The organism is Limosilactobacillus reuteri subsp. simiae (assembly GCF_020784875.1).
GTDB lineage: Bacteria > Bacillota > Bacilli > Lactobacillales > Lactobacillaceae > Limosilactobacillus > Limosilactobacillus reuteri_H.
On the sequence record NZ_JAJGUI010000112.1, the window covers coordinates 158,838 to 180,519 of the forward strand.

General features: G+C 37.8%; 24 protein-coding genes. 1 reads left to right on the forward strand and 23 read right to left on the reverse strand.

Annotated features, from left to right (window positions below):
• Positions 1–69 precede the first annotated feature (69 nt).
• The 17 genes from LMC10_RS08900 to LMC10_RS08980 form a co-directional block, all read right to left on the reverse strand.
• A complete protein-coding gene (locus tag LMC10_RS08900; RefSeq protein WP_229269598.1) occupies positions 70–1,107 on the reverse strand; it encodes a zinc-dependent alcohol dehydrogenase family protein in 1,038 nt (345 codons plus the stop codon).
• A gap of 186 nt (positions 1,108–1,293) precedes the next feature.
• Complete coding sequence (locus tag LMC10_RS08905) at positions 1,294–1,719, reverse strand: MerR family transcriptional regulator (protein ID WP_229269599.1); 426 nt, start codon at positions 1,717–1,719, stop codon at positions 1,294–1,296.
• A gap of 38 nt (positions 1,720–1,757) precedes the next feature.
• The gene (locus tag LMC10_RS08910) at positions 1,758–2,105 is read right to left on the reverse strand and encodes a MerR family transcriptional regulator (RefSeq protein ID WP_182588500.1); all 348 of its coding nucleotides are present in this window, start codon (positions 2,103–2,105) and stop codon (positions 1,758–1,760) included.
• Between the two features lie 12 nt (positions 2,106–2,117).
• Positions 2,118–2,570: a flavodoxin family protein gene (locus LMC10_RS08915; RefSeq protein WP_056983723.1), complete on the reverse strand. Its 453-nt coding sequence runs from the start codon at positions 2,568–2,570 to the stop codon at positions 2,118–2,120.
• 67 nt (positions 2,571–2,637) lie between these two features.
• Positions 2,638–3,300, reverse strand: a complete 663-nt coding sequence (locus LMC10_RS08920) for a flavodoxin (protein ID WP_229269600.1) — start codon at positions 3,298–3,300, stop codon at positions 2,638–2,640.
• A gap of 211 nt (positions 3,301–3,511) precedes the next feature.
• The gene (locus tag LMC10_RS08925; protein WP_229269601.1) at positions 3,512–4,684 is read right to left on the reverse strand and encodes an MFS transporter; all 1,173 of its coding nucleotides are present in this window, start codon (positions 4,682–4,684) and stop codon (positions 3,512–3,514) included.
• A 117-nt stretch (positions 4,685–4,801) separates the two neighbouring features.
• Positions 4,802–6,088 carry a ferric reductase-like transmembrane domain-containing protein gene (locus LMC10_RS08930; protein WP_229269602.1) on the reverse strand — a complete coding sequence of 429 codons (1,287 nt, stop codon included), beginning with the start codon at positions 6,086–6,088 and terminating at the stop codon, positions 4,802–4,804.
• Positions 6,089–6,107: 19 nt separating this feature from the next.
• Positions 6,108–6,731, reverse strand: a complete 624-nt coding sequence (locus LMC10_RS08935) for a flavodoxin (protein WP_229269603.1) — start codon at positions 6,729–6,731, stop codon at positions 6,108–6,110.
• A gap of 19 nt (positions 6,732–6,750) precedes the next feature.
• The gene (locus LMC10_RS08940) at positions 6,751–7,578 is read right to left on the reverse strand and encodes an alpha/beta hydrolase (RefSeq protein ID WP_229269604.1); all 828 of its coding nucleotides are present in this window, start codon (positions 7,576–7,578) and stop codon (positions 6,751–6,753) included.
• 70 nt (positions 7,579–7,648) lie between these two features.
• Positions 7,649–8,239, reverse strand: a complete 591-nt coding sequence (locus LMC10_RS08945; protein ID WP_228340919.1) for a flavodoxin — start codon at positions 8,237–8,239, stop codon at positions 7,649–7,651.
• 96 nt (positions 8,240–8,335) lie between these two features.
• Positions 8,336–9,214: an alpha/beta hydrolase gene (locus LMC10_RS08950; RefSeq protein WP_229269605.1), complete on the reverse strand. Its 879-nt coding sequence runs from the start codon at positions 9,212–9,214 to the stop codon at positions 8,336–8,338.
• Between the two features lies 1 nt (position 9,215).
• On the reverse strand, positions 9,216–10,100 hold the full coding sequence (locus LMC10_RS08955) for an alpha/beta hydrolase (RefSeq protein ID WP_229269606.1): 885 nt from the start codon (positions 10,098–10,100) through the stop codon (positions 9,216–9,218).
• A gap of 40 nt (positions 10,101–10,140) precedes the next feature.
• Positions 10,141–11,316: an oxidoreductase gene (locus LMC10_RS08960; protein WP_229269607.1), complete on the reverse strand. Its 1,176-nt coding sequence runs from the start codon at positions 11,314–11,316 to the stop codon at positions 10,141–10,143.
• A 127-nt stretch (positions 11,317–11,443) separates the two neighbouring features.
• The gene (locus LMC10_RS08965) at positions 11,444–11,764 is read right to left on the reverse strand and encodes a carboxymuconolactone decarboxylase family protein (protein ID WP_182588490.1); all 321 of its coding nucleotides are present in this window, start codon (positions 11,762–11,764) and stop codon (positions 11,444–11,446) included.
• Between the two features lie 23 nt (positions 11,765–11,787).
• Entirely contained in the window at positions 11,788–12,204 is a 417-nt protein-coding gene (locus LMC10_RS08970) for a cupin domain-containing protein (RefSeq protein ID WP_182588489.1), read from the reverse strand.
• A gap of 117 nt (positions 12,205–12,321) precedes the next feature.
• A complete protein-coding gene (locus tag LMC10_RS08975; RefSeq protein WP_229269608.1) occupies positions 12,322–13,308 on the reverse strand; it encodes an aldo/keto reductase in 987 nt (328 codons plus the stop codon).
• A gap of 66 nt (positions 13,309–13,374) precedes the next feature.
• Complete coding sequence (locus LMC10_RS08980; RefSeq protein WP_229269609.1) at positions 13,375–14,736, reverse strand: MFS transporter; 1,362 nt, start codon at positions 14,734–14,736, stop codon at positions 13,375–13,377.
• A gap of 121 nt (positions 14,737–14,857) precedes the next feature.
• Between LMC10_RS08980 and LMC10_RS08985 the strand changes: the two genes are divergently transcribed.
• Positions 14,858–15,736: a LysR family transcriptional regulator gene (locus tag LMC10_RS08985; protein WP_182588486.1), complete on the forward strand. Its 879-nt coding sequence runs from the start codon at positions 14,858–14,860 to the stop codon at positions 15,734–15,736.
• A gap of 46 nt (positions 15,737–15,782) precedes the next feature.
• Here the strand turns inward: LMC10_RS08985 and LMC10_RS08990 are convergent, their stop codons facing one another.
• The 6 genes from LMC10_RS08990 to LMC10_RS09015 form a co-directional block, all read right to left on the reverse strand.
• The gene (locus tag LMC10_RS08990; protein ID WP_229269610.1) at positions 15,783–16,643 is read right to left on the reverse strand and encodes a GRP family sugar transporter; all 861 of its coding nucleotides are present in this window, start codon (positions 16,641–16,643) and stop codon (positions 15,783–15,785) included.
• A gap of 21 nt (positions 16,644–16,664) precedes the next feature.
• Positions 16,665–17,819, reverse strand: coding sequence for a low temperature requirement protein A (locus LMC10_RS08995; protein WP_229269611.1), 1,155 nt, complete (start codon positions 17,817–17,819; stop codon positions 16,665–16,667).
• Between the two features lie 249 nt (positions 17,820–18,068).
• The gene (locus LMC10_RS09000) at positions 18,069–18,737 is read right to left on the reverse strand and encodes an NAD(P)H-binding protein (protein ID WP_229269612.1); all 669 of its coding nucleotides are present in this window, start codon (positions 18,735–18,737) and stop codon (positions 18,069–18,071) included.
• 24 nt (positions 18,738–18,761) lie between these two features.
• Positions 18,762–19,553 carry an aldo/keto reductase gene (locus LMC10_RS09005; RefSeq protein WP_182588482.1) on the reverse strand — a complete coding sequence of 264 codons (792 nt, stop codon included), beginning with the start codon at positions 19,551–19,553 and terminating at the stop codon, positions 18,762–18,764.
• 101 nt (positions 19,554–19,654) lie between these two features.
• The gene (locus tag LMC10_RS09010; RefSeq protein WP_229269613.1) at positions 19,655–20,689 is read right to left on the reverse strand and encodes a lactonase family protein; all 1,035 of its coding nucleotides are present in this window, start codon (positions 20,687–20,689) and stop codon (positions 19,655–19,657) included.
• A gap of 6 nt (positions 20,690–20,695) precedes the next feature.
• Positions 20,696–21,631 carry a YczE/YyaS/YitT family protein gene (locus LMC10_RS09015; protein WP_182588480.1) on the reverse strand — a complete coding sequence of 312 codons (936 nt, stop codon included), beginning with the start codon at positions 21,629–21,631 and terminating at the stop codon, positions 20,696–20,698.
• Positions 21,632–21,682 lie beyond the last annotated feature (51 nt).

Sequence of the window (21,682 nt, forward strand, 5' to 3'; positions counted from 1 at the left end):
TTCCTCATTAAAAATTATCTTTAAACCACAAAAAGTCTGAGCCATTTATTTGGTCTCAGACTTTAGTTTTTATTCACTTACGATTACTAATGACTTAATTGCTTCACGCTTATCCATTGCTTCATATGCCTTTTGAATTTCATCAAGACTGAAGCTCTTAGTAAAGACTTTTCCGGGATGAATTTCACCCTTTAATACTGCATCAAGAAGGACATCACGATCATAAGTAGTTACAGAAGCGATTCCTCCCCGAAGGCCAATGTTCTTCCAGAAAAGATTGTTAGATGCAGGTTCAGTTTGTGGAACACCAACACGACCAATAATTGCACCTGGACGAGCTAACTTCCCAGCTTGTTCAATGGCAGATACGGCACCCACACATTCAAGAACAGCGTCGACACCATTACCATCAGTTAATTCAAGAACCTTCTTAACTGCATCATCGCCACGTTCAGCAACAATATCGGTAGCGCCGAATTCTTTAGCAAGCTTTGCCCGGTCTTCGTGGTGACTCAAAGCAATAATCCGCTTAGCACCACGTAATTTAGCACCAATTACCCCACAAAGGCCGACAGCACCGTCACCGATAACAGCAACAGTATCGCCTTCTTTAACTTCAGCGCTTGCAGCAGCGTGGTAACCAGTTGCCATAACATCAGCTAAAGTTAAGAGGTCATTTAATTGTTCGTCTGTGTAGTCTGATGGTTGACCAGGAATCTTTACTAATGCCCAGTTAGCGTTAGTAAAACGAAGGTATTCACCTTGGTAACCACCATTACCACCAGCTTCTTGGTTCATACAATTACCATCAAAGCCGGCTAGACAAGCAGCACAGTGACCACAACCATGAGTAAATGGTGCAATTACAAAGTCACCAGGCTTAACATCTTTAACGTCAGATCCAACTTCTTCAACAATTGCAATTGCTTCGTGACCAACTAATGATCCTTTTTCACGGTCAGCAATTCCACGGTACCACCAAAGATCAGACCCGCACACACAAGCACGGACAATCTTCAAAATTGCATCGGTTGGCTTTTGGATGGTTGGCTTCTCTACTTCATGAACTTCCATCTTACCAGGTTCCATAAATACGGCTGCTTTCATTTATATCTGCTCCTTTACGTTTTATCTAATTAACAATATACAATATAAACCTTCGAGTCGACTACAAGGCAAGAACTTTTTTTAATTAGGCTCTACAAAAATAACAGAATTCATATAGAAAAAGATTTAAAAAATGGCTAGTGAAACATAATCTTATTTTCACCAGCCACATGCTTTATTTATATTTTATTTTGTTTCACTTTTATCATCAAGCATCTTGTCTTTTCTCAGCTCATAGTAATTCTCTTCCTCTAAGAAAGGTATTACATGGTCCTCAAAATGATCAAGCTTATATGATAAGTAATTAAGGGTCTTGTCGAGCTCATTTCGCTTAGCTAAAAGAATATCATATTGTTCTTTTACTAAAGACTTTTGAACTTCACGACTACTTTTATGTTCATTATAAAGGTTAATAAATTCAATTAGCGAATCAACTGACATCCCTGCATTTCGCATGGCTTTAATGAAAAGAGCCCACTTAATTTCATTTTCAGTATAGTCCCGATAGCCACTACTATTACGAGGAACTTCCGGAATCAATCCGCTATTTTCCCAGTAACGCAATGTTTCTTTGGGAATATTTAAACGCTCACTTGCTTCTTTAATATTCATTTAGTTTCCTCCTGTAGTTTATTTTCTATTTTAACACGTTAAGCGAGTTCTTCTTCTTCAATCGTCTTTTCCATTTGATTGAGTTGATCAACTAAGCATTTGTGATCCTCTTTTAATTGGTCGACTTGCTCATTAAGGAGGCTTAGCCGCGCTGGAAGAGCATCCTTACCTAACTTCACTAACTTGACATATTCTATTTGAAAATCAGGAGAAACATTCATCATATTTAGTAGTTTAGCGTATTTAACCCATCGAACATCCGCATCAGTAAAGGTTCTTAACCCGTCACTATCGCGTGTAACAGGTGGAATCATTCCGAGACGTTCCCAACGACGAATTGTATCGGTAGAAATAGATAGTTTCTCCGCTACTTGTTGAATGTTCATTGTTTTACTCCTTTAATTTAATTCTTTAAGCCATGTTGCTAAATTATTTGATCCTTCATGTGCAGGGAGCACATTTAGTTTACCAGCCCATTGCTTAAATGTTTCTTCATATCCATTTGCCATTCCGGCATCAGTATAAAAAGATGCTACTTTACCAGAATAATTTTGGATTTTTTCAAGGAAGGTGTGAACTGGAGTTGCTGGTGCCCCTCGCCATACAGGACTACCAACTAAAATAAGATCATATTGGTCGGTGTTTGGCATTTCATTAACTAAATCAGGATATTGGTTATTGTTAATTTGTGCTGTCGCAATTTCATCAGTCTTATACATATCTTGATCGAAAGTATTATCAGGTGCCTCTATTTTATACATATCAGCGTCATCAATTATCTGTTTTAATTTTTGCGCAACACTTTCAGTTCGTCCTGACCAGGAATAAGTCGCTATTAATACTTTTGACATTATTTCGTCCCCCTTATCTAAACTTTGCTACTACTATAAACCCTGCAGTTAACTTTAAGGCAAGATATTAATTTAAACTTTTTAACCACCGTTCAATTTGATAATCAGAACGGTCAACCTTATTACCATCCACTACTAATGGGCGAGAATACACAGTAGCTTGTACTCCTTTTTGGCGGAGAATCTGTGAAATTCGCTGAACACTATTTCCCTGTCCATAACCGCCTTCAGACATAAAAGGAACAATTTGTTTTTGATTCAATAAATTTCCATAATCAAGCAGGAAGGAAGTCATTGGATGTGATAATGTCATTGCCCAAATCGGATATCCTAAATAGGCACGGTCATATTGACTTAAATCTGGTACCGACATTTTTAACTCTGGATAAGATTCAGTTTGGCGTTCAAAATTTGCTCTTGATAACGTTTGTCGATAATTTCCTGAATATGGTTCATCAACTACAATTTCTAGAATATCAGCTCCGGTAAGTTTAGCCAATTTGGCGGCTAATAACTCGGTACTTCCAGATCGTGAAAAATAAATAATAATCTCTTTTGCGTCTTTTGTTAATCGCCGAGTTGGCTTATTTTGACTATTAGTATCTTTTCCATCCGAAGAAACCCCATAGCCATTTCGCCATTGAAGTGACGGCATTCCTAATTGAGGTGCCTGAATCGGTTGACCATCAATTTTAGCTGTAATTTGTACATTTCGTTTAAAAAGCGCCATTATGTTCACTTCCTAACGTCTATTTGTCGTACCTGTACTCATGATTAAAAGCAGTATAAATAAAACACTAAGTCCAATTAATTGATTTACTATCATTTCCTTTCCTCCTTAAATTTTGCATTGATTCTCATTGATATTATGTAGGTACTATAAACCTTAAAGTTCGCTGTAAGGCAAGTGTTTTTTAGAAAAAATAATATTTTATATGATTTTAGTTTTGATCAACTGCACTATTTAATTTTTGACGATTCAAAATGAAAACCAATAAGATAATTGGAATTAAAATAAGCATTATTGGATAATACCAACGAATTGAGAAAATATTACTAATTAAGCCACCCAGAATAGGGCCTAATGCCATGCCAATATCAAGGCCAAGATAAAAAGTCGAGCTGGCAAGGCCTTGCTCTTCAATTGGTGCAAGCAAGAGTGATGTTGACTGACAAATTGAAAACATTATCCCATAGCCAAGCGCCATCATCCCTGCTGCAATTGCCATTTCGAAATTGTTATTCATAATTGTTAAAAAAATAATGTAGACTACTGTTGCGATAGTACAAATACCAAACCAGATCCCAAACCTAACAGTATCGAAATAATTTTTTAGCGAAATCCGAATAATAAACAAAACAATTGCATAAATCAGAAAATAAAGACTAATGGTAACATGTAATCCGCGTTGTGCAACATATTCTACAATATCAGCTTGCGTTGCAAAATAGGGGATAGAGAACAACGAGACGATTACTGCTACAGGTAAGGCATCACGTTGAAGGATTTTAAAGTGATTTGTCTTTTTTATAGTTGTTACTGGTTGAGCGCGGTTACCAATAAACTGAATCGCAATAACCATTAAAATAACAGCAACAGTTGAAATACTAAGCATCGCCTTATAGCCAATCACTTGGTAAAGACTAATTGCTAATGCTGGTGCTAGTGCCATTGAGGTTGCATTTAACAGACCATAATATCCCATGGCTTCTCCAACATGATTACGGGGCACAAGAAAAGCTAACCATGTAGCCATGCAGACGGTACAAAAGACGAACCCTGTTCCATTAATTAGCCGAAATAAGAGTAGTAATCCCGCTTTTGGCGTAAAAATGTAACCAATATTACCAATTGTACACAAAATTCCTCCAATAAGCGTCAATCGAAACTTTGAAACTCGATCAGTCAAGTTACCGGCAATCGGTCGTAGAAACATTGAGGTGATACTCATTATTCCAACAATAATTCCTGCAAATGCACTACTAGCGCCTAAACTTTTCGCATAACCATTAATCAATGGGTTGACTGACATCACACTAAACTGAAATAAAAATGTAGCAACCATAACTAAAACAATATCTCGCGAAAAGAACGAATCATTCTTTCTTCTCATTTAATCGCTTCTTTCTTTAACTTGTATCTACATGTGCACACCAAATAAGCGCCAATCATCCGAAGCTCCGAATGATTGGCGCTTATTTATAACTATCATTGTGACGACAAGGTTTTATCACATTGTCATCCGTTCATCCATTAACCGATTTTTTTCAAAGCCAAGTTTCCGTAATTTTCGACGTACATAAAGAATCCGTGCTGCAGAGCCAACGATAATCACATTAGCATTTTTTAATTCATTACTACTAATAACTTGAATTAAATCCTTTGGTGTAAAGCGATGAACTTGTGCATCTACCTTTACGCCTTTCTTTCTTAAATCAGTAAGTATTTTTTGATAATAAGGATTATTTACTTGTGGTCCTGACCAGATAAGATGTAACTGTTTTAATCCTGCATACTGTTGCGCCAAACTAATTAATGGTGCAACTCCTGACCCAAGGCCGTATAAGATAAGAGGGTCTTGACTATTTTTTACTTCACGGTTAAATAAGCCAAAAGGTCCTTCTAATTTTACTTCCGTCCCTACTGGAACATTGGCTATTTTTTGCGTAAAGTCTCCTAGACGATGAATCATAAAACTAACTTCATTCGGCTTATTCCGTGGCGCCGATGCAACAGAAAATGGATGCAGTTCTTTAGAGATTCCTTTTGCATTTCTGAATGATAAGAAGTAAAAATCACCAGCTTGGTAACTTTCATTATTATTTTCAAATTGCAGCGTTAACTCTTGCATCGATGGACCAAGTGAAACATTATTTTTTACTTTTGCTGCTGAATGATAACGACCAATTTTTAACTTCCACCAGCAATAGAAAATAACTGTTAGTCCGGTATAAATATCGAAAGTTAACCGAAATCCAGGAACCACGCCAAGTCGCGGAATTACATGTACATGAACCCAAATCAAAGCAATGACGACAAAGTTCAATCGATGAATCCACATTGTTACTTGGTGATTTAACAAATGACGTTCAATCCACACCTTTAGCCGATTTAAATTACGCAAGCGATCTACTAGCCAGCCTGATAAAAAGAGAACAGCATAAGCTAATAAAAAGATTTCCAAATACCAGGCAATATTTCCTGTTTGCTTAATTAACGGAAACATGGAAAAAGATGTAAATCGATGAATTGTTGCAGCAATTAATGCCATTACACCTAATGCCCCATGGATGGCGTATAATGCGGGCATGCCAATTTGTTGTGTTAGCCAATGAGGACGCGTTGACATCAAAATAATCATTAGCCACCAGACGTAAGCAACAACTCCCAAGTCATATGCTAGTAAGTGTCCAGGGGTATCAATTAAACCGCGATTTAAGATAATAATTAACGGAAACGGTGAAATTATTAGTACTAACCACGTTAAAGCTAGGTAAATTCGACGGCTTTTTTTCATCTTTTACTCCTGCCTAGTACTAGTAGCCCAAGTCGTCTAACCAACTATTTACTTGACTCCGTACACGGTTAGGATTGTTCTTAACCGTATTTCCAGTAGCAGTAAATCCTTGGCGAACCTTTGACTTAGGGAATTGCTTCTTCAAGACTTGGCGAGTATTTCCTAATCCTGAACCTTCGTTAGTGGTAAATGGAATTAACGTCTTTCCGTTCAAGCCACTTTCCTTATCAAGGAAGGTCCGAACAACCATTGGATATTCACCCCACCAAATTGGGCCACCAATGAAGACAGTATCGTACTTACTTACATCTGGTAACTTGCCCTTAATTGCGGGACGAGCATTTTGATTTTGTTCACGTTGAGCCACTTGAGTAGTTCGATCATAGCTCTTTGGATAAGCCTTCTTCGGAACAATTTCATAAGTATCAGCGTTAGTTTTTTGTTGAATAAAATCTGCTACCCGGGCAGTATTTCCACGTTTCAACCTGCCACCGTAAACACCTTGAGTTCGTGAGAAATAAACAACTAATACTTTCTTGTTGTTGCTAGCAGCTTGTGCACTACTGTTTGGATTAACCGCAAAGCTAGCTACCGCAGCAAATACAGTTACGACCACAGTAATAACTGACCAAAATTTCTTCATGATTTGACTCCTTCTTTCTTTAATTAAAGATTTGGTTCGCATAGTGATTAAAAATTTGCGCAATTGTTTGCGGACTATGGGTCCCATTTGGCGCTTGATAATACTTTAAGTTTTGCTTATCGAATTCTGATAAGCGGCGCATTGCATTGATCTGCGGTGTCATTGATCCAGACGTTCCATCATCAGCACCAACACCAGCTAAAATCTTAAATTTCATATTTGGATTGTCCTGCACTGTCTTTGCAAGACGTTGTGCAGTTCGTGTACTTGCGGCAGCACCACCGTCATCAGTAATTGTCCAACTATCACCAGCCATTGGAAGATAAGTACTAAAGTATGGCAATTGATATTCAAAAACATACCAAGTAGTGATGCTTCCCATTGAAAAGCCGCCAAATGCACGGTGGTTTCGTGAATTTCTTAATTCTGTTTTACTTGTCCCATTGGCATAAGTACTATAGTGACCTTCGACAGCTGGAATAAGATTATTAACTAATTCATTTTGAGCAAATGCGCGATTTAAACGATTATCGCGATAATAATTTGAAGTAACAAAACTTCTCGATGGATAATAGGTAGGGAATATAACAATCGTATCTTTTAAGCGTCCATTTTGATTTAACCGATCTAATAAGCGTTTAAATCGTCCATCGCGAAAGAAATCTTGACTACTTTCCGTTGATCCATGCAACAAATAAACAACATTATATTTTTTGGTATTGGTATAGTCTGCTGGGAGATAAACTAAAGCCTGCTTATTATATTGACGACCTTGGTATTCAGTCTGATACCGAATCATTTCTGTTCGAGAAGCCGCTTCAGCATGATTTGAATTAATTAAAATCATTAATCCTAAAACACCTCCAACAGTAAGTACTATTTTTAAGAGTCTAGCAAGCATTGGTCTTCCCTACTTTCTAGTTATTATTTTGTAGGAGACCATTACGTTGTAAGAAGCGCCGTAACTGAGCGTTGTTATTATCATAGCGGAAGCCCGACTTGATTGTTGCTCCATCAGCCTTCGCTAACCGACGCATCGTTGGCATTGAATCTTTCATTGGGGTACTCATGCTGGTAGTAAATGGAATTATCGTCTTACCACGGAAGTCATAAGTATCAAATAAGGAGTGGATTACCATTGGCGGTTGTTGCCACCATGTTGGGAAACCAATTAAAACCGTGTCATATCGATTTAAGTTAGGAATATTACGCTTAATTGCTGGGTGAATGTTTCGACGGCGTTCACGATCAGCTACCCGTGCATAATTGTCGTACCCCTTAGGATAAGCTTTCGCACGTTGCAATCGGACAATATCAGCGCCAGTATCACGTTGAATTTGTTCAGCTGCTTCTTTAGTTGTACCGGACATTGAGAAGTAAATAATCAATGTTCGATTATTTGAGGCAGCTTGAACTTGACGAGTTTGTCCAAAGCCAATAATCATTGCTAAAACTGTAACTACTGTTGTTAAGATGGAAATAATCCATCGGTTCTGCATTCGCATCATTACTCACTTCCTAAATTTATATTTGAGATTGTGAGTAGTATAGACCTTAAAGCTGACTTCAAGGCAATACCTTTTTTAAAATTTTTTCATGATATTTTAATCAGGCATATTAACTTCCCAGAAATTGATGGCGTCATTAATCCAACCTTCTGCAACTGTTCCTTCACCTAGTCCAAAACCATGGTTAAGTCCAGAATAGACATGAAATTCAGTTGGAATTCCAAGTTGCTCCAAATAAAAGAGACGTTGTTTCATAGTTCGCCAATTAGCAATCCAATCATTATCACCAACGCTAACATAAGTAGGAGCGTCAGCCGAGGATACCCTACTAAAGCCGGTATACTGCATAATAACTGCATCAGCTTGTGGAATATCTGAGCGACCAGTTAATTGATAAAGCACTTCTTTATTTCCGAGTTCGGCTGCCATTCGCGCTCCAGCAGATCCTCCCCATAACGAATAATGACGTGAATTCACTCCTAGTTCTGTGGCATGATCCTCAATAAAGCAAATTGCTTGGGCCAAATCTTCATACGGATTCGTTGGCCGATAGATTAATGCAAATGCATTGTAGCCATACTTACTAATCTCTAAAGCATGAGGGAAACTATCCTGCATTGCTGCTACATATGCAAAGCCACCACCTGCATTATTAATTGCAAATGGTGCTCCTTCTTTTCCACGAAAGAAATAAAGGCCAGTATTAGCTCGACTCGGATGAGCTGCGATTTCATCTTCAGAATAGATCGGGTAAAAGATTTGGTGCTTCTCTTGTTCTGCTGCCAAATAATTTAAAACTTCTACTGTTTTATTTGCCTTAATATTTGAATACCAAATGTAGTGAGCGCTGTTACTAATTTGCGCTAACGTTTCATTTGGATTAAATGGACGATCCACTGGAAATAGTAATCGGCCAGCAGTCCCAAAATAATTTTCTACATCATTGACTGTTGAGTTAAGGGTAAATTGAGCCATTTTAATTCTCCTTCCATAATTGAATTAAACAATTGTAAAAATCTTCGAGGGCATTTTCCGGACTATGTGTTCCACCAGGGGCAACAAGATAATATAAGTTGCCGTCTTTTTCGTTTCCCGCAAATTTAAACATCTCTTTATAGGATGCCATTGCTTGAATTTGGGCAGTAAACCCCGAATAAGCAAAATCCGCCGTCCCTGAAGCCGCAAAAATATAGAAATCAAAGGAACGATACCCTTGCTTTTTAACAAATTTTGCAAGAAGCTCGGCGTTTGCGGTTAAAGCACCACTAGACGGGAAAAAGTAGCGGAAATACCTTAAGCAGTATTGAAAAACATGCCAAGTAGTTACTGAACCCATTGAAAAGCCACAAAATGCACGATGATCTCGAGAATCAATCAAGCCTTGTTCTGTAACATTTTCAGCATAAGTACTAAATTCATTTTCAATCGCTGGAAGGAGGTCATTAGCAAGTTCATTGTGGTAATTATCAGTTAACTGCAACGCCAACCCATAATCACTACTATCTTGAACGCTTAGATTGTTATAAGTTGGGCATACCACAATCATGGGAGTAATCTTTCCTTCCGCAATCGCATTATCCAAAATATTTTTTAATGGGTGAGGATTGTCAGGAGTACCTAAATACGTAGTTTCGTCGCTCCAACCTCCATGCATTAAATAGAAAACATTGTATTCATTAGCTGAAGAATAGTTGTAAGGGAGGTATACAATAGCACGTTTTGTCAATTTTTGATTCTTCTGTTGATAGCTAAATGATTCATAGGTATCGTAGTTAAAACTAACAAGTTTTCCTGGTTTAGCATTATTTTTCTGTAAATATCGACTAGGAATTTTTTGCAGTTGAGTTGGAAATTGGAGCATTTTTACATTCACCTCTTCTATCAATTATTAAAAATATCGATTAATCTAAACCTGGTAATGGAATCCCATTACGATATGAAACTACTCGTGTTGACCCATCTTTATCTGCATAGTTATCTACGAATCCATCAGGTAGTCCAACAGCTTTAAGCTTTTCAATAGTAGTCGTATTAACAATTTCTTCTGGTCGGTCTTCCGCAATCTTTTGAACAAAATCAGGATCCATTAATAATTCACGACCAACGTATACCCCTTCGGCATCAGTTACAGCCGCCAATGCATCATCAGCTGTTAAAACATTACTTCCGATATAAATTGGACAATATCCGCGTAATGCAGCCCGATAATATTCAGGAAAACTCTTATCAGTTCCCTTTACTTTTACGTCATAACTTGGTCGCACACTATTAGAATAGTCTGCCGATAAGTTCAATGAAATGTTTAGATAATCAATTCCAAGCTCAGCGACCTTTTTAGTTTGGGCAAACATATCATCGACATCATAGCCAATTTCATCACCATGTTTTTCTTGTGGACTAATACGCCAACCCAGAATGAAGTTAGCGTTTCCTGATTCGGCAATTACTTTTTTTACTGCACGTTGGATAGCCAATGGTAGTGCCATTCGTTTTTCGCGCGAACCGCCCCATTCATCATTTCGGTGGTTTGCACTAGCAGAAAAGAATTGTTGCAGTAAGTCATGATTACAATTATGAATCTCAATCCCATCAAAACCGGCAGCAATTGCGCGTTTAGTTGCTTGAGCATAGTCCCTGATTACTTGCTCAATATCAGCAGTCGTCATCTCATCAACATCGTAATCAAGCCAAGGAAATGAAAGCTTACTTGGTGCATATACTCGATAACCTTTTGCTACGGAACCGCCAGCACCACGACCAGCATGCGAAAGTTGCAAAATAGCTTTCGCACCCCCAGCCTTCATTACCGTGGCCAATTTTGCTAAGCCGTTGATGTCTTTATCATGAGCCACGCTAAGTTGCCCCGGAACTTGGTCACCGGAATCATTAACATAGGCATAACCGGTAACTGCAATTCCTACATTAGCTGCACGCGTTTTCATATATTCAAGTTGCTGCTCTGTAACTTGTCCATTTTCTGCTGAATCATCGCACATTGGAGCAAGCATAAAGCGATTTTGTGCTTTAACTCCATTGCTAAAAGTAACTGGTTCAAATAACTTTTCATATTTTGTCATTATTAACTCACTATCCTCAATTTATTTGGTAATAGTGTAGACCTTGTAGTCGACTTTAAGGCAAGCGATAAAAACAAAAAATAGGAGTCTGAGAAACTCTTTACTTTTCTCAAACTCCTATTTTTAATTAATCATTCCAAATATCCTTTGCAATATTAAATGCAGACCAAGCATTTGGCCAGCCAACATAAAAGGCTAATTGAGTAATTACTTCAACAATCTCATCCTTAGTAATGCCGTGTTCTTTAGCTAACTTCATGTGTGCTGGAAGTTGAGTAAATGCACCCTTAGTAATCAATGCTGATACAGTAATCATACTACGATCACGAAGGTTTAATTCCTTTTCACGGGACCAAACTTCACCAAATAATACGTCATCATTTAATTCTGCAAACTTAGGAGCAAAATCCCCTAAGTTATCGCGTCCAGCAGTTTGTTTTTTTGCCATTCGAACTACTTCCCTTCCATATTTTATTTACCTAACTTATCGTATTCTTCATCAGTAACCGGACCAAACCATTCAGCTGTTCCCTTTGTAATCGCAATGTGGGAGAACCAACTATCTTTAGTAGCACCATGCCAATGTTTGATACCTTCGTGGATTGTAACCACATCACCAGGCTTCATTAATTGCGCTGGTTTTCCTTCTTCTTGGTACCATCCTTCGCCCGCAGTACACATCAGGATTTGATAACCATTATGGTGAATATGCCAATTATTACGGCAGCCAGGTTCAAAGTTAACATTAGCAACAGATATATCAATATTATCGTCACTTGGGACTAATCCATTAAGGTAACTTGTTCCAGTAAAGTATTTCGCAAAAGCAACATTCTTTTCGCCCAAACCAAACATATCGTTTTTAACTGCTTCTTCATTCTTACCCATTAAACATCAACTCCTTTATTTATGATCATAATAAACCATTGAGTATAGTCTAAGGCAAGAATTTAATATCATTAAAAATGAGCAGAAAATCTGCACTTTCCCGCTCATCTTAAATAATTACTTTTCAATTTTTGTCCCGCCAAATACTTCTGACATTGGTACAGCATCAAGTGCCTTATCAATTTGAGCAACTTCTTCAGGAGTCATCTTGATTTGGGCTGCCTTTAAGTTGTCTTCGATCCGGTTAAGATGACGACTACCTGGAATTGGCACAATGTACGGCTTCTTGTTGACCATCCATGCCAAGGAAATTTGTGCCGGAGTAGCATCGTGATCTGCTGCAATCTTATCAAGCAATGCTAATAATTCCTTGTTCTTTTCTAAGGCTTCTGGCGTAAATTGTGGCATTTTATTCCGTAAATCCTTATCGGAAAAACTACTTTGCTTAATTTGACCAGTTAATAAACCATTTGCTAATGGTGAAAATGCAACTAAACCAATGTTTAATTCTTCAAGTACTGGGAAAAGAGCTTCGTATTCCCGGTACATCATTGAATAACGGTTTTGCACTGCGGTTACCTTGCAAACTGCATTAGCACGACGGAGGTAATCTTCATTAGCTTCAGAAATACCCCAATGCGTAATCTTACCTTCATCCATCAATTCTTGCATAACCTTGGCAACTGTTTCCGGTTCAACATTTGGATCAATCCGGTGTTGGTAGTAAAGGTCAATATGGTCCGTGTTAAGTCGCTTTAGTGAACCTTCAACTGACTTACGGATCGTTTCTGGACTTGAATCAACTTTAATTCCGGTTCCTTCATGAGCCGCAATTCCAAATTTTGTAGCGATCACAACTTGATCACGCACATCATGGAGAGCTTTCCCAACTAATTCTTCGTTGTAATTAATTGAACCATCCGGATTCGTGCCTCGATAAATCTCAGCAGTATCAAAGAAACGGTAACCCATGTCATATGCGGCACGGATTGTCTTCACAGCTTCATCAACATCTGTTGGCTTACCATATCCATGAGAAAATCCCATACAACCAAGGCCGATTGCTGTTACTGTTAAATCTTTTCCTAATGTCCGTGTTTCCATAAAAACATCCCTCCATTTTTTGATATTGGTATTCTAAACCTTGAAGTCGACTATAAGGCAAGGACTTTATTTATGTGAACCATGTAAAATATTAAGACCAGCAATTAACATAATTACAGCTAGAACGACCATCCACATCTGAGCATGATCTATCATCGTTGCTGGGGAAGCAATTCCGGCAACCATCTCAGAAACGATTGATAATCCCACAGCTCCGCCAATTTGGTGCACGGTATTAACAACGCCAGAAGCTGCACCGGCAATATCGCCGGATGTATCAGCAACCCCGGCAACTGTTAATGGACTCATGATTAATCCCTGACCAATACCAATGAAGACCATTGGTAATGCCACGCCCAACCAATATCCTTGTTGGATGCCAATAATTGCGCCTAATGATAAACCCAATGTATCGATAATTGCCCCACTAATAAGTACAGCTGCATTGGAGAAACGGAAAGTCAAGCGAGCTACTAAGAGGGAAACGCCAAACTGAATTACTGTTAATGGTAAGAAAGCAATGGCAGCTAGCAATGGTGTAATGCCAAAGACTCGCTGTAGTGCTTGAGGCATTAGGAAGAAATAAGACATACTGGCACCCAACATAAAGAACCGGGAAACCAATGCACTTGCCCGTTGATTATCCTTAAAAATAACTAATGGCATGAGCGGATTCTTTGTGTGGGCCTCAATCAATACAAAACTTACTAATGCAACAATAGTAACAATAATTGCTGCACTACGGTATAGACTTCCATTAATACTGTAAACCAAAGCACTAAAGCCAATAATTGAGGTGATGGTACCCCACCAGTCAATCGTTAACTTATTTTGATAGTCAACAGTTGGATGGACGTAGCGCCAAGACATGATGATTAAGATTAATCCCATTACCATATCTAGATAAAAACCATTTCGCCAACTTGAATAGCTACTAATAATTCCACCAACGATTAAACCAAGACTCGTTCCAATACCAGCAGTAGCTCCGTAATAAGCGATGGCTCTTGTTAACATTGGACCAGAATAGTAGTCCATTAGTAAGGCCAATGTTGCTGGGGCTAATAATGCTCCACCAATTCCTTGAACTGCCCGCATTGCAATTAATATCGTTTGGTTTGGCGCGATTCCGACTAAGAATGACGCTATCGTAAAAATCCATAATCCTGTTAATAACACAGCACGTCGGTTTAAAATATCGCCAAGCCGAGCCCCAAATGATAGGAATCCACCAAAAGTTAAAGCGTATGCATTACTTACCCATGCAATCATGATGCTATTCATATGCATATCGCGGCTAATTTGAACAGTACTTGTAAATACTAATGAATTATTTAATAAAATCAAAAAGTAACTAATTAAAACAATCGGTAAAATAATCCCAAATTTACCAGAATCATTTACTAAATCATCGGTTTGATTTTCCAATTTCGTATCCTCCTCACAATTTAATTTATGTTGCTAATTGTAAGAGGATTGAGATTACTTGAAAATTACTACTTAACTATGGTAGGTTACGTGTGACGCAAGCTAAGAAAGGAAAAGAATTATGATCGATAATTATCTCTTAGAATATCTTGTTGCCTTTGCGCAAACCGGAACAATTGCTGGCGCTGCTGAGCAATTAAATATTACACAACCAACTGTTAGTCGAGGCCTGAAAAAATTAGAAACTCTACTGGACGTAAAGTTATTTGATCGTCAGCCACAAAAACTCTCTTTAACTGCCACTGGTAAATTTACCGCGCAACGAGCCCGTATCCTTTTACAACAGCAACATGATTTCAAAAAAGCTGTCCAACATTTTGCTAGTAAGAATGACTATTTACGAATTGCTGGAACTATACCAGGGCCATTATTATTACTAGAAAATATAATTGAACGTCTCGACAACCAGCTTGTTATTGAAACGAAAACAATTCTGTCAAATAACATTGAATCTCTTCTTCATAACCATAATTATGCCTTAATATTTAGTGCCCATGAAATACAAAATGCTGATATCGAATCACGATTTATTGGGATGGAGAAACTAGCAATCAAAATTACTAAGTTCAACCCGCTTTATCATCGGGCGACTGTCAATTTTAATGACTTAAATGGTCATGAATTTGTTCTTTCTGATAACATTGGTGAATGGCGTAAAATAATCGAACAGTATATTTCAAATGCACAATTTCTTTATCAAGCACAACCTGAAGCGCTTCGTGAATTAGTGCGCTATTCAAATTTTCCCATTTTTAAAACGAATATTACTAATTACCTTGATGAAAGATTAGCAATTGTTGATAGAAAGAGAAAATTTATTCCAATTAATGATCCCCATTCTGCGATTGAACTATATGCTACTTATTTAAAAAATGATCGCCAGAAAGTTACCCCTTTGATATCAGAAATGACAAAAATTTTGACACAGATATCAGATTAAAAAATGCCAGACCATGGATGCTTTTCATGATCTGGCGTTTAACTTTTTAAAAGACTGATGTAATAATTGCACCAACAACAATTAATACTAAACCAATACTGGTAAAGATATACCCGCGCTTACTCTTCCGTTCGTGAAGGAAAATAAAGCCACCAAGCGTTGAAATTACAACGGATAATTGTGAAACAACAAAAGCTGTATTAACCCCATTATCTCGAACACTGAGGATATAAGTAAGGGATGCAATTGAGAAGACAAACCCAATGATTAAACTACGCCAACTTGCCGGTTCACGTAATGCTGTAGTCCGGTGAGTAGCAAAGATATAGATCAATACACCAATCACCATCCCAACAGATTCTGGAAAGAAGATAGCGATTCCGGAAGTTGTTAAAGCCCGTGGAATGGCATTGTAAATAATATAACCGATGGTAGTTAAGAGAAGCATCAAAAGCGTTGTTGGCTTGCTACCATGAACATTATTTGCTTCTCCGTGGTCATTAATTGACGTTAAAACAGCACCAACAATCAAAAGGGCAATCCCAACAAAACCAGCAATCCGAGCAGTTGTCGTTGCCCACTCACCAAAAATGAATACCCCAACTAATGAGGTCCCAACTAACTGTAATCCTGTTGAGATCGGCATAGTTTGGGAAACGCCAATTCGTTGATAGGCAGTGTATTGTCCTAATTGACCAACAATCCACATCGCACCGGCAACAGCAGCCATGATAAACGTAGTAACTGATAGTGACGGCCGTAAAATAATCATCACAAAAATACTAACGATTAATGTTCCAACGGCAGTACCAAAAATTTGATTAACAACTTTACTGTTTGTTTTCACAACAATCAAAGGCAAAATACCCCAACCGATTGCTGGTAATAATAACCATAAATACTTCATTTGTATCCTCCTAAATTTTTACTAATTTAATAATCGACCTTGCGTAATCATGATTAGCAAAACAACAACCGCTCCACTTAAGAACCAGATTGTTGGTGCAAATGCAATTCCAACTAAAATAATGCCTTCAATGATTAAATACCCAGTGATTAATTTTTTATTTTCTTGTTTTTCTGTTTCTGTCCCAATAAAGACAATTGCGCGAATAACCGCTAAAAATAAAATCAAGCTCAATACAAAAGCTAAATTACCCATCATTTGACGAACAGTCCCTTCATAGCGAAGCACCATTTGAATCGTGACCCCCATATAAAATGAGAACATTATTGCAAGAATAAAGAGCCAACCAGTCAAAATAGTCGCAATTGATGAAGATAAAATAATGTGGAGTGTTCCAAGAACCTGGTAATAGATTGCGGCGATCAAGGCAATTAAAATAATACAGATGATAAAGCGAATAATTGTATCACTAGTGATTCGGCTATTAACTGTCTCATACAAACCAGCAATAATTTCACCGAGGGCAATCATTGTCATCAAGCCGTATCGCTCAATCATTGAATCTTTAATTTGGTGTTCCATCTCAGCTTGATCATACTCTCTAGCTAAGCGCGGATTGGCCGCAACAACATCAAAAATATTGAGTAATAGGCCGAAGCAAAGACCAATCACTAAGACAACATTACCGATAAAATACGTTATCAACATTATCGCTAATGAAAAAAGATGAACTGATCCCCACACTCGAGAAGCAGGACCATGGATATGATCAAAATAAGCTAAGCCGAACCAAACGGTTGCCATCAATAATTCAATCAGCATTAATACAATACTGATTCGAGTAAATTCACCGTCAATCGCTTCTGAAATAAACAATGACCCAATTCCTGTTAGAATCATTTCTGTATTAATAATGAGCACGTTAATAATTGAGTCATTTCCATGATTATCAAAATAGCCCGATACCTCATTCCAGCCCCAAATAAACCAGCCAAATATAAGTACTGAATACCCAATACTAGTAATCGTTAAATTTTCTAACAAACTATCAGTTAATCTAGCGATAACAACCGCAAAAATTAAATCGTAGAACAATTCTAACCAGCTTACTTTACGATTAGCGATTTGATGATTAATTGTTCGCGGTTTACCCAAAAACGTGAATATCTTATTCAATTCGGCTTCTTCCTTTCTTCCAAATTTGACTGTCAAAAGTATAGACCTTGAAGTCGACTGCAACGCAAGGCCTTTTTTTGTAATTAATTTCCACGATATCGTAACAATATTCGTATAAAAAAAGAGACTGTTGAAAAAACAAAAGTTTTTTCTCAGTCTCTTATGGGGATATGAAAGGTTATTGTATTAATGAATATTTACTATTTTTATTAAGGGAGTATTTATTCTTTTGGGAGAGAAAAATAAATATTAATATACTGGACGGTTGCTACCTTGAGTATCAGGATCAGCAATTCCTAAACTATCATTGCTACCAAACGTTGGATCAGCAACAATCTTCAAAACAACGTCAGCAATACTTTGACGCGAACCAGATACACCAACGTATTCATCATCTTTATGAGTGATAGTGTATTTAATTTCATCGCGGTCGTTAAGCCATGGTAAACGAAGCGTAGTGTAGTCTAATCCAGATTCGGCAGCTAACCGGTCTGATACTACAGCAGCGTTGTCATCTCGAACAGTTCCACCGAAGCAAGTATCACGGTTCCACTTACCAAATTCACCAGGAACTTCATCATAAATTCCAAGTAAGTTGGTAAGGATAAGACGGTTTACACCATCCTTCTTCATGGCATCAATAATGTTATGAGTTGGCCGATTATGACCAGCATCATCATGGTCAATAACAGCATTGAAGACCATATCTTGGCCGTTAACAGCCTTTTCAACATCCTCAGGGTTATTTAAATCTCCTTCAATAACCGTAACGCGAGGATTATCAGCTAGGTCACTGAGCCGACTGCTGTTACGTAAGAATAATGTCAATTCAACATCCTTAAATTTATCTTCGTTAAGAATACGATTTTCAACGATCCGGGCGATTTGTCCGTTTGCTGCTAAAATTGCTAATTTCATTTCTATTCCTCCACATCAAATTGATTAGTAATAACGCTTATTTTTGTTAACCTTGGCAATTTCTGCCATTTCTTCATCAGTTAACTTAAAGTCAAAGATATCGTGGTTGTCGTGAATATGTGCAGGGTTAGTAGATCCTGGAATTACAACAAATCCCATTTGAGTGTGCCAACGAAGAATAATTTGGACGTTGGACTTACCATACTTTTCTGCAAGCTTAGTAAAGATTGGTTCATTGATTAGGGAACGATCACCTGAACCAAGTGGGTACCAAGCCATCAGACGGGTACCATATGGTTCAAGGATTTCCCGCGCTTCTGTTTGTGGGAAGTATGGGTGTGCTTCAGCTTGAAGTACTTGTGGCTTAACTTCCGCAAAATCCATAATATCTTTTAATAATGAAGCACTTCGATCAAAGTTAGAAATACCAATTGCCTTAATTTTGCCATCTTTGTAGGCTTTTTCTAATGTCCGGTAAGCTGTCTTCCAATCACCAGTTGGTTGGTGAAGGAATAACAAGTCGATGTAATCAAGGCCTAGACGATCAAGGGCCTTATCAACTGCATCTGGATCATTATATGAAGTAGTCCAGAGCTTAGTACTTACAAACAAGTCTTCACGGTTTACCCCTGAGTTTTTAATTCCTTGGCCAACACCGTCTTCATTGTAGTAAGCTTCAGCAGTGTCAATTAAATGGTAGCCATCCGCAAGAGCTGCTTCCACTGATTTTTGAGCAGCACTAGATGACATTCTAAAAGTTCCTAAACCAACTTCTGGCATCTTTACACCATTGTTCAAAGTAAATGTTTCTTCCATCATTTTCACCTCATTATTTTTGATATCCTTTCAACAATTTATATCCTAATCCTTGAAGTAGACTATAAGGCAATACCTTTTTTCAAAAAAATCAAAAATATTTAGTAATGTTGAATACAAATAGGCTCGGGGCAAGGAATTTCAGCCTGTAATAAAGTTAATTTACCATTATTTGGATTACGCTGAAATAATGTCAGGCTATCTGAATTTTGATTAGCAGCAATTATAAAGTTTTCGTCCTGACTGAAATTAAAATCGCGTGGGTAGTCCCCTTCAGTATCTATTGACTGAAGATGCTTAACCGTATGATCAAGCAGGATCCGAAATACCGCAATCGTATTCTCTCCACGATTAGAAGTATAGAGATACTTACCATCACTTGAAATTCGAATTGCGCCTGCTCCGTTATGCTTTGTCCAGGTAGAAGGAATTGTCTTTAATATTTGAATCCGTTCTAACCGGGCGGTGTTTTGATCGTAAGTTAATACTTCTAATTCACTACTTAATTCATCAAGAAGATAGACCGTTTTTCCATCAGGATGAAAGACTAAATGACGTGGTCCACACCCAGGATCTGTTTGATAACGTGATACTTCTTTCAATGTACCATCGCTTAATATATCGTAAATCGTAACTAAGTCTAGCCCTAAATCACAGGTAATTAAGCGCCCATCAGGAGTTACGTCTGCATAATGTACATGTGGAATATTTTGTTCAGGACGTGGACCTACTTTACCTGTATGAGTAACACTATCAACTCGTTTTAAGTCACGATTATCTTCACCTAAGTCAAAAACATCAATTCGACTACCATGATAGTTAGCCCCGAATAATAAGTGACGTTTTTCATCTAAACCGACATAAGCAGGGGATGGTCCGTTAAATAATTCTTCTTTTACTAGTTGAGCATTAGCTGGGCCTTCATCCTTAAGTTCGTAAATAGCAACTCCTTTTTGACCGTCTATTTCCTTTTTAATTGTATAGACTAAGTGATTAGCCCCTACTTGTAAATATGATGGTTTTAGTAAGCGAACAGCCAAGCGGGGGAGCTTTAACTGATTATTTTCCAACGTTACACGGTATATCCCTTGACTTGTTTTATTTGTATAAGTACCAATTAGAAAATCTTCTGTCATTATCAATTAGCCTTCTTCTGTTTGATTTTTTACTGCTTTGGGACCAGTAGCTGCTTGCTTCTTTCGCCGTTGCAGTTCTGCTCTTAGCATATCATAACGCCGTTCAGAACTTTGATATGAAGCTTTGGCAATTTCCATGTTTCGACGGGTGATTTTTAATTGGTCTTCAATATCTTTAGGAGAATATTGAGATAATCGCCGTTGCATTAAGTTTGTTAATTCATATGAACGAGATACAAGATCATAACTACTTTTACCAAAACGAGTTAATAGATAACCCACGCGGCGTCCAGCAGACATATCTTGCGCATTATCAATTGTCCGGCGCATTGGTAAACTAACATGGTTATCCCAGAAAGTAATGAGGGGACCAGTAAAGAAGGCAACAATGACAGTACCAACACCAACGGGACCTCCAATAAAGTAAGCGACAATCATAAAGAGAATATCTTGTGCAATCCGAATTGTCCGGTATTGGGTATGCAAACGATCAGATAGAATAGGCGCAATCGCATCATATGGGGCAACCCCTAAATCTGCCCCCATATACATTGAAGCTCCTAACGTAAATAGAATTAATCCAATAATCAAGTCAGAAATAATGACAATGATATTAGCATGTGTTCCAAAGATTTGTTGATAAAGAGCAATAAACCATTGAACTTCAAAGCCAACTAAAACCATGTTTAATAAGGTTCCGATCCCAATTTTGTGCCGATCCATAATCAAAATAAAGATAAAGATCGCAGCATTTGCTAATAATTGATAAACTCCTAGACTCATACTTAAATGTCCAGAAATCCCTGTATTAGTAGCAGTAAATGGATCTAGTCCTACTTGACCACCACGTAAAAATGCTGTCCCTAACGATAAAATTGTAATTCCAACAAATGACATTAAAGTACGCCAGCCTAAATTTGATACTGAATGCTTCTTCTTCATAAATAAACACTTCCCTCTCAATATAAACTTATATGTAGTAAAAGCGCGGCG